This window comes from Bradyrhizobium sp. 33ap4 (assembly GCF_032654765.1).
Classification (GTDB): Bacteria; Pseudomonadota; Alphaproteobacteria; order Rhizobiales; family Xanthobacteraceae; genus Bradyrhizobium; species Bradyrhizobium australafricanum.
On sequence record NZ_JAUMTJ010000011.1, the window covers coordinates 84544 to 97693 of the forward strand.

The 13150-nt window shown below is 65.1% G+C and carries 15 protein-coding genes and 1 riboswitch; of the genes, 6 read left to right on the forward strand and 9 right to left on the reverse strand.

All coding sequences use genetic code 11. The annotated features are described in order from the left end of the window. Positions 1–52: 52 nt before the first annotated feature. On the reverse strand, positions 53–553 hold the full coding sequence (locus Q2M23_RS10905; protein ID WP_016844492.1) for a YbjN domain-containing protein: 501 nt from the start codon (positions 551–553) through the stop codon (positions 53–55). A gap of 441 nt (positions 554–994) precedes the next feature. After that, positions 995–1148, forward strand: a riboswitch (FMN riboswitch). Positions 1149–1226: 78 nt separating this feature from the next. On the opposite strand from Q2M23_RS10905, the gene Q2M23_RS10910 reads away from it, so the two are divergent. Beyond that, complete coding sequence (locus Q2M23_RS10910; RefSeq protein ID WP_316395529.1) at positions 1227–1808, forward strand: 6,7-dimethyl-8-ribityllumazine synthase; 582 nt, start codon at positions 1227–1229, stop codon at positions 1806–1808. Positions 1809–1912: 104 nt separating this feature from the next. Beyond that, on the forward strand, positions 1913–2719 hold the full coding sequence (locus Q2M23_RS10915; protein WP_316395530.1) for an SDR family oxidoreductase: 807 nt from the start codon (positions 1913–1915) through the stop codon (positions 2717–2719). Between the two features lie 153 nt (positions 2720–2872). On the opposite strand, the gene Q2M23_RS10920 is transcribed toward Q2M23_RS10915, so the two are convergent. The 7 genes from Q2M23_RS10920 to Q2M23_RS10950 form a co-directional block, all read right to left on the reverse strand. Continuing rightward, positions 2873–3826 carry a ribose-phosphate pyrophosphokinase gene (locus Q2M23_RS10920; RefSeq protein WP_028344316.1) on the reverse strand — a complete coding sequence of 318 codons (954 nt, stop codon included), beginning with the start codon at positions 3824–3826 and terminating at the stop codon, positions 2873–2875. Between the two features lie 180 nt (positions 3827–4006). After that, a complete protein-coding gene (locus Q2M23_RS10925) occupies positions 4007–4627 on the reverse strand; it encodes a hypothetical protein (RefSeq protein WP_316395532.1) in 621 nt (206 codons plus the stop codon). A 102-nt stretch (positions 4628–4729) separates the two neighbouring features. After that, positions 4730–5659, reverse strand: coding sequence for a MerR family transcriptional regulator (locus Q2M23_RS10930; RefSeq protein ID WP_316395533.1), 930 nt, complete (start codon positions 5657–5659; stop codon positions 4730–4732). A gap of 136 nt (positions 5660–5795) precedes the next feature. Then, a complete protein-coding gene (gene pgeF, locus Q2M23_RS10935; protein ID WP_076825521.1) occupies positions 5796–6563 on the reverse strand; it encodes a peptidoglycan editing factor PgeF in 768 nt (255 codons plus the stop codon). Continuing rightward, on the reverse strand, positions 6560–7618 hold the full coding sequence (locus Q2M23_RS10940) for a class I SAM-dependent methyltransferase (RefSeq protein ID WP_168856587.1): 1059 nt from the start codon (positions 7616–7618) through the stop codon (positions 6560–6562). The genes pgeF and Q2M23_RS10940 overlap by 4 nt, the downstream gene beginning before the upstream one ends. A gap of 99 nt (positions 7619–7717) precedes the next feature. After that, a complete protein-coding gene (lgt, locus tag Q2M23_RS10945) occupies positions 7718–8560 on the reverse strand; it encodes a prolipoprotein diacylglyceryl transferase (RefSeq protein WP_316395535.1) in 843 nt (280 codons plus the stop codon). A gap of 15 nt (positions 8561–8575) precedes the next feature. Then, positions 8576–9310 (reverse strand): dienelactone hydrolase family protein, encoded by a 735-nt coding sequence (locus Q2M23_RS10950; RefSeq protein WP_057016608.1) that lies wholly within the window; start codon positions 9308–9310, stop codon positions 8576–8578. A 177-nt stretch (positions 9311–9487) separates the two neighbouring features. On the opposite strand from Q2M23_RS10950, the gene Q2M23_RS10955 reads away from it, so the two are divergent. The 4 genes from Q2M23_RS10955 (at position 9488) to ychF (ending at position 12575) form a co-directional block, all read left to right on the forward strand. Further along, positions 9488–9748, forward strand: a complete 261-nt coding sequence (locus Q2M23_RS10955; RefSeq protein WP_050384261.1) for an accessory factor UbiK family protein — start codon at positions 9488–9490, stop codon at positions 9746–9748. 275 nt (positions 9749–10023) lie between these two features. Beyond that, positions 10024–10746 (forward strand): 50S ribosomal protein L25/general stress protein Ctc, encoded by a 723-nt coding sequence (locus Q2M23_RS10960; RefSeq protein ID WP_168856580.1) that lies wholly within the window; start codon positions 10024–10026, stop codon positions 10744–10746. Positions 10747–10801: 55 nt separating this feature from the next. Next, positions 10802–11416, forward strand: coding sequence for an aminoacyl-tRNA hydrolase (gene pth, locus Q2M23_RS10965; protein WP_057016606.1), 615 nt, complete (start codon positions 10802–10804; stop codon positions 11414–11416). Between the two features lie 61 nt (positions 11417–11477). Further along, the gene (gene ychF / locus Q2M23_RS10970; protein ID WP_057016605.1) at positions 11478–12575 is read left to right on the forward strand and encodes a redox-regulated ATPase YchF; all 1098 of its coding nucleotides are present in this window, start codon (positions 11478–11480) and stop codon (positions 12573–12575) included. A 251-nt stretch (positions 12576–12826) separates the two neighbouring features. Here ychF and Q2M23_RS10975 read toward each other — a convergent pair whose 3' ends face one another. Beyond that, positions 12827–13102, reverse strand: a complete 276-nt coding sequence (locus tag Q2M23_RS10975) for a metal-sensitive transcriptional regulator (RefSeq protein ID WP_018269815.1) — start codon at positions 13100–13102, stop codon at positions 12827–12829. Positions 13103–13150: the final 48 nt, after the last annotated feature.

Here is a 13150-nt window from a genome sequence, read left to right on the forward strand (position 1 = left end):
CCGGCCTTCGCCGGGACGACGCCGAGCGTGTGGGAGCGCTGGAGCGAAATCCTTACGCCTCGCCCTCGGTATCGAACATCGCCGCGGCCATCGCCTCGGCGGTCGACTTGCCGGCCCACACCACGAACTGGAACGCCGGGTAGTAGCGCTCGCAGGCGTGGATCGCGTTGACCACCATGGCCTCGCACTGCGCGGTGGAGGCGGTGAGGCCGCCGGGCAGCACCAGCGCCTGACGATGCATCACCATGCCGGTGTGGGTCCACAGATCGAAATGGCCGACCCACAATTGTTCGTTGATCGCGGCGACCAGCCGCTGCACCTCGGCGCGGCGCGCCTGCGGCATCTTCATGTCGAAGGCGCAGGCGAGATGCAGCGCCTCGATCTCGCCCATCCAGGTGAACGAGAGCTGATAATCGATCCAGTCTCCCTTGGAGACGATCGTCACCTCGTCTTCGCCGGAACGCTCGAACGCCCAGTTGTTGTCGGTGGCGATATCTTCGACCACCGCAAGCGGGTTATTCCGGGAATCGATAATGCTTTCGAGGAGGGACATGCCGTCTCGGACCTTGTTCTTATGATCGCTTGATACGCACACGGAAGCCGGCACTTGCGACATACTGCGTCGTGGCCGAGTGCAGTTCCTTGACCGGGCTTCCGGATGCCCCTGGACCTGACGCCGATGAAGTGATGTGATTTGCGGAATCCGCGCAACCGCACGCCGAGTCCGTCCACAGCCAAAGCGCGCATCGTCCACAGCTGATCTCCGCCACATCTGTGATTTTGAGAACAAATCGGAATCTAAGCGTTCGCGTAACGCTTTGTTAACCATTTGCCGGCGCTTCGCCGCGCCCGTGAATCAGCCGTCGGGCCCTCGCATCAACCTTGCAGAGCCGCAACGCGCTCATGGGGACATGCCGTTTCCCCATGCCAAAGGCCTTGCCCGGCTGTCGCGCTTTGGTCATATTTCTGCTCAGGCACGTCCATCCCGGGCGTGCCGAGTTCTCAGGGCGGGGTGAAAATCCCCACCGGCGGTAAGGGTGATGAGCCCAAGCCCGCGAGCGCCTTCCTCCGCGAAGCCGGGAGAAGGGTCAGCAGATTCGGTGCAATTCCGAAGCCGACGGTTACAGTCCGGATGAAAGAGAACGGTTGCGGCAGCCAACGCGATTTTCGCGTGGGCTCGTGTCGTTGTCCGTGTGCCCTGATTCTGGTCCTGAAAGAGGAAAGCCATGAATCAGATGTTGCAAGACCAAGACGTTCAAGCTTCTCAAGTCCAAACCCCCCAGGCAGAAAGCGCTCCCGATACGCCGGCCATTCCGCCGACGCCGGAGCATCCGCACTTCGCAAAGCCGCAGCGTGTTGCCTTCGTACGGTCGTCCTGGCATCGGGACGTGGTGGAAGAGTGCCGCATCTCCTTCCTGAAGGAGATCGAGGCGAGGCACATCACCAATGTCGATGTGTTCGAGGTGCCGGGCTCGTTCGAGATCCCGCTGCATGCCCAGCTGCTGGCGAAGACCCGCCGCTACACCGCGATCGTCGCGGCCGGGCTCGTCGTCGATGGCGGCATCTACCGCCACGAATTCGTCGCCGACACCGTGATCAAGGCGTTGATGGATGTGCAATTGCGCACCGAGGTGCCGGTGTTCTCGGCGGTGCTGACGCCGCAGCAATTCCACGAGACCGAGGTGCATTACGAGTTCTTCCGCAAGCACTTCGTCATCAAGGGGATCGAGGTCGCGGAAGCCTGCGCCAACACGCTGCTCAGCCTCGAGCGTCTGCGCGGCCAGGTCGCGGCGGGGATTCCCGGCTAGCATCGGCGGAAAAGCGATTCCGGCATGCGTGCCGGGATCGCTCTCGCCCGCGGCGCGTTCGGTTATGCTTGCGGCATAAAACCAAAACGCGCGGGAGGCGCCCCATGACCGAACAACATTCCTCCGACTGGCTCGGCCTGTCGGGCCGCGTTGCCGTCGTCACCGGCGGAGGCGGCGGTATCGGCCGCGCTACCGCGGTCAGTTTCGCGCGGGCCGGCGCCAGCGTCGCCGCGCTCGATCGCGACGAGCGCTCCCTCGCGGAGACCAAGGCAAAGCTTGGCGAGTTCGGCGACGGTCATCTCGTCGCGACCTGCGACACGACCAGCGAGGACAATGTCGCGGCAGCCGCCGACGCCGTCGCGCGCACGCTCGGCGCTTGCGACATCCTCGTCAACACCGCGGCGGTGCTGCGCCCGGGCGGGCTCGACACGCTGCCGCTCGCGGAGTGGAATGCGGTGCTGGCGGTCAATCTCACCGGCTATTTCATCTGCGCCCAGGCGTTCGGCCGCCAGATGCGCAAGGCCGGACGCGGCAGCCTCATCCACGTCGCCTCGATCGCTGCCAGCAATGCGCAGGGGCAGAGCGGCGCCTACAGCGTCAGCAAGGCCGCGGTCGTCATGCTCTCGCAGCAACTCGCCGCCGAATGGGGGCCGCATGGCATCCGCAGCAATGTGGTGAGCCCCGGCCTTGTCGTGACGCCGATGAGCCAGGCCTTCTACGACACGCCAGGGGTCACCGAGCGGCGCACCGCCGTGGTGCCGATGCGCCGGATCGGAGCACCGCAGGACATGGCGGACGCGACCCTGTTCCTAGCCAGCGACCGCTCGTCATACGTCAATGGTGAGGAGATCATCGTCGATGGCGGCTATGCGCGGACGCTGATGAGCCACGTTCCACGGCCGGGGTTCTAACGCGTCTGGCGCCACATACTTGGTGTCGTCCATGCGAAGGCAGGGACCCATAACCACGAATGTTTGTTGTCACGAAAGCTGGGGCCACAGTGGCTCTCCACAATGGAGGCCTGTGGTTATGGGTCCCGGCTTTCGCCGGGACGACAGTGGGGCTTAATCGAACAGGCTGGAAACCGACTCTTCCGCCGCGGTGCGGCCGATCGCTTCGGCAATCAGTCCGGCGATCGAGATCTGGCGGATGTTCGGTGCCTTGTTGACGGCTTCCGTCGGCAGGATCGAGTCAGTGATGACCAGTTCCTTCAGACGCGACGAGGCGATGCGCGCGGCGGCGCCGCCGGACAGCACGCCGTGGGTGATGTAGGCCGAGACTTCCTTGGCGCCGTGCGCGATCAGCGCCTCGGCCGCATTCACCAGAGTGCCGCCGGAATCGACGATGTCGTCGACCAGGATGCAGTTGTAGCCGGCGACGTCGCCGATCACGTTCATCACCTCGGACTCGCCGGGGCGCTCGCGGCGCTTGTCGACGATGGCGAGCGGGGTGTTGATGCGCTTGGCGAGGCCGCGGGCACGCGCCACGCCGCCGACGTCGGGCGACACCACCATCACCTTGGCGAGGTCGAACTTTTCTTTGATGTCGCGCACCATCAGGGGCGCCGCGAACAGGTTGTCGGTCGGGATGTCGAAGAAGCCCTGGATCTGGCCGGCATGCAGGTCGAGCGTCATGACGCGGTCGACGCCGGCGTGCGAGATCAGGTTGGCGACCAGCTTGGCCGAGATCGGCGTACGCGAGCCGGACCTGCGATCCTGCCTGGCATAACCGAAATAGGGCACCACCGCGGTGATGCGGCGCGCCGAGGAGCGGCGCAGCGCGTCGGTGATGATCAACAGTTCCATCAGATTGTCGTTGGCCGGAAACGACGTCGACTGCAGGATGAACATGTCCGAGCCGCGGACGTTCTCCTGGATCTCGACGAAGATCTCCATGTCGGCGAAGCGCCGGACCACGGCCTTGGTCAGTTCGATGCCAAGTCCCTTGGCGATGTCCTGCGCCAGCGCAGGATTGGAGTTGCCGGCGACGAGTTTGATTGATCCGTTCTTTGCCGACATCGATGCTTCCCCCCGCGCCTTGCTGGATACGACGTTCAGCATCTCAAGTCCTTACAGAACCGGCGGGTTTTCGGTGCGCGAGGGAATATCAGGCAGGCGCATCCGATGGCAACCCATTAGCCGGGCTTGGCCGCCGTTTTCCTGGGCAAAAAAACGCATTTCCCCGGGCGATAACGGGGTTTAGTCGGCGGAATAGCCGAGCGCCACGGTCTCGGGCGCGGCGGCGGCCGGGGCGCTTGCCACCGTGGGCCCGCGGAGGTCCGGTGCCGGGGCGGGCGCGGGGCCGTCCGCCGGGCCGCCATTGATCATGCCGGACAGGCCGCTGAGGCCGGCCTTGGCGATCTTGCGCAGCACCAGGTCGTCGGCGGCGGCCCACGCGTCGCGGCCGGCCTTGCCGGCGGGCTCCTCGCCGGAGAGCCGCAGCGCGCGTTGCTGGTTGCTGTCGTAGACGTCCCACACCCACGCGATCATGGTGCGGCCGCGCACCACCTGAGCCGACAGATAGCTGCGCACGCGATAGGCGGCAGCGCCCTGGCGCGACACGATCGACAGGCTGCGCAGCTTGGACTCGCTGTCGAGCACGCCGACCATGCGGTCGAACACCTGGGGCGGCGGGCCGTCGATCGATTCGAACGCAACCGTTGCGCCGCTGCTTGCCGGCGTGGCCATGGCGTAGGAATCGGCCACGTTGCCGCCGGCCGCGCAGCCGCCAAGCGCGCACGCGATCGCGAGCCACGAGCATGCGATCGCGGCACGCACGGCTGTCCCAGTTTGAAACTGGCGGTTCGACGCTTCCCTCATTGCGTCCTGCGATATCGTTAAAACGGCTTAACGTCTAGGGCAGGACGGCCACAGCGCTTAACCGATCCGGGCGGCGCGCCGCGAGGTTTCGGATTTCCCTGCTCAGTCAGAGAGATGGTGCCGCATGGCTGCAGTGATCCAGGCCCATTCGCGGTTCGGGCTCGCGTCCGGCGATTGCCCGCGCATGATGGCGACGAGCTCCCAATAGCGCGCCGCACGGGCGTCGTGCAGGGCATATTTGCCGCGGATCCAGTTGCGGAATTCCAGATCAGGTTTTCGCTGCAATCGCGCCGATGTTTCCAGCCAGTCGCGGGCCAGCGCCTGGCCCACCTCCGACGTCGGGCCGAGGTCGGTCGCGATAATCTCCTTGGCTCTCGCCAGCACGGTTTCGTTGGCCGCTTGCCAGGCGGTGAGATCCAGCACGTGGTGATTCCAGACGTCCTCCGCGTTGGCGCGGATGTTGGCGACGAGGGAAGGGTCGTTGAGCATCTCCGAAAGCTCGATCCAGGCATCGCACTGCTCGGGCGTCGGCTCGTCGGGCAATTCGGGCACGCTGGTCTCGATCATCTGCCGGATCCATTTCCGGTCGATGTTGATACCGTCGGACACCTTCTCGAAAAAGCGTTCGACGACGTTGCGGCGCTCGGCGCGGGACAGCTGCGTCATGGTCAAAAATCTCCTCAAGTCTGCTTCGGTGAGTTGCGGTGAACGCAACGCAGCCCGCAGGGCCGAGGCGACGCGGCGCTGTGCCGCGATCTCCGCTTCCAGCGTCTCGAGGCGAAGCTGCAGCGCCTCGACCAGCGAGAGTTCCTTGGTCAGGACCTCGCGGATAGCATCGAGACCGAGCCCCGCATCGCGCAGACAGCGGATCAGGTCGAGGCGAACCAGTTCGTCGTCGGTGAAGACGCGATAGCCGCTCGCGGTGCGGCCGGCCGGCGGCAGCAACCCCTGGTCCGAATAGAAGCGGAGCTTGCGGACGGAAATTCCGCTGAGCCGTGCCGCCTCGCCGATGCTGTAGGTGCGTTGTGTCATGCGCCGCTTGTCCGGTCTCCAGCAGGTGGAGAGTCAAGACGCTTGTCGCACAAAAATCGCCAGATTTTATCTTGACGCGTTTTCTTCACCGCGAACCGGTATCCACTTCGCGGGAAAACGCGTTGGATGCCCGGCGTCAGCCTTCCAGCGCGATGGCGTGAACGAGTCGTCCGTAATCGGCTTCCTTGCGGTGCACGGAGCGGCGGTAGCTGAAGCAGCGCTCGTCGGAATAGGTGTCGATGCCGAGATCGTCGATCATCAGCACGCCGGCATTTTCCAGCCGCATGCGGATGAAGCCGGCAAGATCAAACATCGCGTGTCCGTCGCGTTCGGCGGGCATGAAGAACATGCCGTTCTCCGCATCGGCCTCGATGAAGCGTTCGACGAATTCGTTGCCGACCTCGTAGGATTCCTTGCGGATCAGCGGGCCGATGGCGGCGACGATGCCGCCGCGCTCGGCGCCGAGCTTCTCCATCGCGTCGATGGTCGATTCCAGCACGCCGGTCAGCGCGCCCTTCCAGCCGGCATGCGCCGCGCCGATCACCCGCGCATTGGGATCGACGAACAGGATTGGGCCGCAGTCGGCCGTCGTGACCGATATCGCAAGGCCCTCGGTGCGGGTGACGAGCGCGTCCGCCTTCGGGCGCGCGGCGCCATTCCATGGACCGGTCACGGCCACGACGTCAGGCGAGTGAACCTGATGCACGCTGACGAGGTGATCGAGCGGCACGCCGAGCTGCGCCGCCATCCGCCGCCGGTTCTCCGCGACCTTGGCTGGATCGTCACGCGAGCCGAGCCCGCCATTCAGCGCGGCATAGATGCCCTCCGACACGCCGCCCTCGCGCGAGAAGAAGGCATGGCGCAGGCCCGGAATGGCCGACAGCAGCGGTGATCCCAATGTCATTGTTCGGTCTCGTCAGGCTGATCGCTCAATCCGGCGATCGAGGTGAGGCGCGGGTCGGAGATGGCCATGACCTTGAACATCGAGCCCATCCCGCCGCGCCCGGAATCGGTCAGCCGCTTCAGCGCACCGGCAACGTCGGCGGAGACTTCGGGGCTTGCTTTCGCCATCAGCCCGGCGGCACGGGCCTCGACGCCGAGACGCTTGAGGAAGTCGCCCTGCGTCGCCGGTCCGTGGACGCGCGCGCCGACATCCTCGGCGGCCCGCGCCAGGGCCTGGAAATCGACATGCGCGGTCACGTCGGCCTGTCCGGGGTTCTTCAGCGGGTCGGCGAAGCTGTGGCGCGCGATCGCCTGGAAGGTGTCGCCGGCGTCGCTGCGCAGATGGCCGTAATCGATGATCAGCGCGGCGCCGTCCTGGTCGCGCAGCCGCGTGGCGAGCTTCATGATCTCGTTGTCGGGCCGCCATTCGAACACTGCCCCGAGTGGCGCGGCGCGCACCAGCGGCGGCAGCAGCACCTCGAAATGCGGTGTCGGCTCGGGCGCGGGCGCGAAATACAGGTTGCCATTGGCATCCATCCCGACCGTCCGCTCGTGCCAGCCGGTCTCGCGGCGGACCATCTGGTGGATCGGCAGCACGTCGAAATATTCGTTGGCGAGGATCACCGCCGGTCCCTCGGGCACGTCGTCGATGCTATCGTGCCAGGTGATGTTGCGCACGCCCGTCAGCGTGGCGTACTGCTTCTCGCGCAGCACCGGGTTGACCTCGACGAGGTGGATGCTGAGCGACTGGTAGAGCGGCGGCAGCACGCGCAGCGCACGCAGCGCGTCGGACATCATGGTGCCGCGGCCGGGCCCGAGCTCGATCAGGCGGAACGTCTCCGGCGAGCCGATCGCGCGCCAGATCGAGGCGCTCCACAGCCCGAGCAGTTCGCCGAACATCTGGCTGACCTCGGGCGCCGTGGTGAAATCGCCCTCGCGGCCGAGCGGATCACGCGACAGATAGTAGCCGTACCGCGGATGCATCAGGCACAATTCCATGTAGCGCCAGACCGGCATCGGCCCGGACAGCTTGATCAGCTTCCTGATCTCATCCAGCAGCGGGGAGGGTTCGTTCACGGCCTTCCTTGGATTGCACTTGCTTTGGATTGAACCTGTTCAGGTTGAACTCGGTGCCGGACCGTTCGCCCTGCGGCGGACGGCGGCCGTGATGATGATAACGCCCACGATGATCATTGGCACCGACAGCAGCATGCCCATGGTTAGTCCGCCCCACAGGAATCCGAGTTGCGGGTCGGGCTCCCTGAAGTGCTCGCCGATGATTCGGGCAACGCCATAGATCGTGATGAAGCTGCCGAGGATCAGGCCGGGACGCTTGAGCGCACCCATCCGGATCATGATCGCCAGCGCCGCGAACAGCACGATGCCCTCGAGCCCGGCCTCGTAGAGCTGGCTCGGATGCCGCGGCAGCGGCCCGCCATTAGGGAAGATCATGGCCCAGGGCAGGCTCGGATCGGCGTGACGGCCCCATAATTCGCTGTTGATGAAATTGGCAAGCCGGCCGAGGAACAGCCCGATCGGCGCGACCGCGGTGGTGATGTCACCGAGCGACAGGATCGGGATGTTGTTGCGGCGGGCAAACAGCATCACCGCGGCGACGCAGCCGAGGAAGCCGCCGTGGAACGACATGCCGCCCTTCCACAATTCGAGGATTTCGCCCGGATGCGCGATGAAGAAGGGCAAATTGTAGAACAGCACATAGCCGGTGCGGCCGCCGACGATGATGCCGATGGTGACCCAGAGGATGAAATCGTCGAGCTGCGGCAGCGTGATCGGTGCCGGGCCGCCCCACAGCCGCTCCTTCTTGATCAGCGAGCGGGCGTAGATCCAGCCCAGCACGATGCCGACGATGTAGGCCAGCGCATACCAGCGGATCACGATCGGCCCGAGCGAGAGCGCGACGGGATTGAACACCGGAAAGTCGATCAGCAGGAACGGCATCGTGCGTCTTGAGGCTCAGCCCACGAGGTTGCGCCGGTAAAGCGCGAGGAGCCGCTCCCAATGGCGTTCGGCGGCGTCGCGGTCATAGACCGGACGCTTGGGGAACGCAAAGCCGTGATGCGTGCCGGGATAGATCTCGACCTCGTTGTTCGATCCCTTCATGCCGGCCTTCACCTGCTCGATGATGTCCTGTGGCGCGTAGATATCGGTCTCGGCGCAGGCGAAATAGAGTTCGGCCTTTGTCTTTTGCGCGGCAAGATGCGGACTGTCGGGCTGGTCGGTCGCCAGATGCGTGCCGTAGACCGAGGCGGCGGCCTTCACGCGATCGCCGAAATGCGTCGCCGCGTTCACCGCATAGCGGCCGCTCATGCAATAGCCGACAGTGCCGATGATCCTGGTGTTGGCGGCCTTCTGCGTCTCGGCATAGGCGAGCAGGCCCTTGGTGTCTTCCATCACCAGCGGGATGTTGAGCGAGTGCATCAGCTCGAACATGCGCTTGCGCTCGGGCGATTCCGGATCGGGATTGATCGGGCCGAGCTCCATCACGCCGGCGCGGTAATACATATTGGGCAGCATCACATAATAGCCTGACGTGCCGAGCCGGCGCGCCATGTCGCGCAGCTCCTCGCGGATCGCCGGCGCGTCCATGTAGAAGATGACGACGGGGAAGGGGCCGCCGCGCTCGGGATGGGTGATGAAGGTGGTGGTCTTGCCGTCCTTGGTCGGGATCTCGACGGTCTGGTCGATCATGGCGTTTCTGCTCGCGTTATGTGTGCGATTTCTGTTGTGAGTTCATACGATTGCAAGGAAACCGGAGCATGACAAGGCAAGCCTCGGGAGGCCTGCCATTCGCGGCGGACTTGAACCGGATGGCTGAGATCGCCATTGTCTTTGGCGCGAGGCAGTGAACGCGGAGAGTTTTGCGAAATGACCCAGACCAGCAACCGGTTTTTCGATGAGATCGGCCGTCTGATGAACGATGCCGCGGGCGCCGCCCAGGGCGTCAAGCGCGAGGTCGACACGGTCATGCGCAACCAGGCGGAACGGATCCTGCGCGACCTCGACGTGGTGAAGCGCGAGGAATTCGACGCGGTCAAGGACATGGCCCGCCTGGCGCGCGAGGAGAACGAGGCGCTGAAGGCGAGGATCGCGGCGCTGGAGGCCAAGCTCGGCGGTACGGCCGGCTGATACGGCCCGGAGCGCAGTCCCGTAGCCCGGATGGAGCGAAGCGCAATCCGGGGCCGGCCCGCAGAGGCAGTGGTCCCGGATTTCGCTTCGCTCCATCCGGGCTACGATCCTCGCTCGGTAACCCGAGAAAAATCCCTTCATTTCCTTGTCATTTCGGCCCTTTGGGGCTAAAAGCCCGCCACGTCCGCGGCCCCCGCACCCCTGGAGGCTTGCTGTGGACCTGAGCATGGGCCGCGCTGCGGCCTTTAACTTTTTAAATACAAGGACTTAACGCTATGGCGACCGTCAAGGAATTGAAGGCGACCGCGCGTCCGAAGAGCGGCAAGGGGGCCGCCCGGGCAGAGCGTCGCGCCGGGAGAGTTCCCGGAGTGATCTACGGAGACAACCAGCCCCCGGTGACCATCTCGGTCGACGATCGTGAACTGCGCCAGCGCATCCTGGCGGGCCGGTTCCTCACCACGCTGTTCGACATCGATCTCGAGGGCAAGAAGCATCGCGTGATTCCGCGCGACTACCACCTCGACCCGGTGAAGGACTTCCCGGTCCATGTCGACTTCATGCGGCTCGGCGAAGGCGCCACCATCCGCGTCAGCGTGCCGCTGCACGTCGTGAACGCCGAAACCGCCCCCGGCGTCAAGCGCGGCGGCACCGTGAACATCGTCACCCACGCGCTCGAACTCGAATGCGCGGTCGACAACATTCCGCAATACATCGAAGCCGACGTCGGCAGCCTCGAGATCAGCCACTCGCTGCATCTCACCGACATCAAGCTGCCCAAGGGCGTGAAGTCGCTGACCCGCGAGGACGCGACCCTGGTCACCCTCGTGCCGCCGTCCGGCTACGCCGAAGAGCAGAAGGCCGCGGCTGCGGCTGCTGCCGGTGGCGCTGCTCCGGCCGCGGGTGCTGCAGCTCCGGCCGCTGCGGCGGCTCCGGCTGCGGGTGCTGCGGCTCCGGCCGCGGGTGCCAAGGCTCCCGCCGGTGGCGACAAGAAGAAGTAATCGATCAGGTCGGCGCGCGATCGTCTGATGGCGCGCCGACGCGGGATGCCGCGCCATGCGCCTCTTTGTCGGTCTCGGTAATCCCGGCGCGAAATACGCCAGCAACCGGCACAATATCGGTTTCCTGGCGGTCGATGAGATTGCACGGCGTCATGGTTTCGGACCATGGCGCCGTCGCTTTCAGGGCGAGACCTCCGAGGGCGTCGTCGATCGCGAGAAGGTCGTGCTGCTGAAGCCGACCACCTACATGAACGAGTCCGGGCGCGCGGTGCAGGAAGCGGCGAACTTCTTCAAGCTCGCGCCCTCCGACATCACCGTGTTCCAGGACGAGCTCGAACTGCCGCCCGCCAAGGTGCGGGTCAAGATCGGCGGCGGGATCGCCGGCCACAACGGCCTGCGCTCGATCTCCGCGCATATCGGCAACGAGTATCGGCGGGTGCGGCTCGGGATCGGTCATCCCGGCGTCAAGGAGCTCGTGCACAGCCACGTGCTGTCCGACTTCGCCAAGAGCGACCGGGCGTGGGTGGAGGCCCTGTGCCAGGCCGTCGCCGACAATGCCGGCCTGCTGGCTGCGGGGCACGACGCGTCGTTCGCCAACAAGGTGCATCTGACGATGCAGGCCAAGGGGTTTTTCGACAAGGGTGAGAACGGCGGCGAGAAGCCGGCCTGATCTCCCTTATCCGTCATCGGCACGAGCCCGCCATGACGAACCAGAGATTATCGAGGAAGACATGGGATTCAAATGCGGGATCGTCGGGCTGCCTAACGTCGGCAAGTCGACGCTGTTCAATGCGCTGACCGAGACGGCGGCCGCCCAGGCGGCGAACTATCCGTTCTGCACCATCGAGCCGAATGTCGGCGAGGTCGCGGTGCCCGATCCGCGGCTGGAGAAGCTCGCGGCGGTCGCGAAGTCCGCGCAGATCATTCCGACCCGGCTGACCTTCGTCGACATCGCGGGCCTCGTCCGCGGCGCGTCGCAGGGCGAAGGTCTCGGCAACCAGTTCCTCGCCAACATCCGCGAGGTCGACGCCATCGCCCATGTGGTGCGCTGCTTCGAGGATTCCGACATCACCCATGTCGAAGGCAAGATCGCGCCGCTCGCCGACATCGAGACCATCGAGACCGAGCTGATGCTGTCCGATCTCGACAGCCTCGAGAAGCGCGTCGACAACCTCTCGAAGAAGGCCAAGGGCAACGACAAGGAAGCCAAGGAGCAGCTCGAGCTGGTCAACCGCGCGCTGGTGTTGCTGCGCGACGGCAAGCCTGCCCGCGGACTGGAACGCAAGCCGGAGGAGGAGCGTGCGTTCCGCATGCTCGGGCTCTTGACCTCGAAGCCCGTGCTCTACGTCTGCAACGTCGAGGAAGGCTCGGCCAAGGACGGCAACAATTTCTCCAAGGCAGTGTTCGAGCGCGCCAAGGAGGAGGGCGCGGTCGCGGTCGTGATCTCGGCCAAGATCGAATCCGAAATCGCGACGTTGTCGCGTGAGGAACGCACTGACTTCCTGGAGACGCTGGGTCTGGAAGAGGCCGGCCTCGATCGGCTGATCCGCGCCGGCTACCGGCTGCTCGATCTCATCACCTATTTCACCGTCGGCCCGAAGGAAGCCCGCGCCTGGACCATCGACCGCGGCACCAAGGCGCCCGCTGCCGCCGGCGTGATCCATACCGATTTCGAGAAGGGCTTCATCCGTGCCGAGACCATCGCCTATGCCGACTACATCGCCGGCAACGGCGAAGCCGGCGCGCGCGATGCCGGCAAGCTGCGGCTTGAAGGCAAGGAGTACGTCGTCGCCGACGGCGACGTCATGCATTTCAGATTCAATACCTGAGCATCGATTTCGAGAGAGCTTTTTCCCCACGTCGTCCCGGCGAAGGCCGGGACGACGCTGAATGTGCGGGTGCCGCTCTTTCCCACGTCGTCCCGGGCAAGCGAAGCGCGACCCGGGACCCATAACCACAGGGTCGCGTTGTTGAAGCGAGCTGTGGCCTAGCTCGCTCCGTCCCGGCGTCCTGTGATTATGGGTCCCTGCTTTCGCACTGCGAACGCAGGGACGACATCGAGTATGGGGTGGCGCTTAGATCACCTATCCGCACGGCCGATCACGTCCATCAGCTCGGCGATTTTGCGCCGCTGGTCGGCCTTGTCGCCGGACGAGATCGCATGCTCGACGCAATGCGCCACATGATCGCGCAGCACCTCTTCCTCGACGCGGCGCAGCGCCGCGCGCGCGGCCGCGATCTGCGTCACCACGTCGATGCAATAGCGGTCGTCCTCGACCATGGCGGCCAATCCGCGGATCTGACCTTCGATCCGTTTGAGCCGTTTTAAGCAGGATGTCTTGACCTCGTCTCTCATAGGTCTCATATACCCCCCTAGGGTATCTAAATCAAGAGGTCGGGTTAC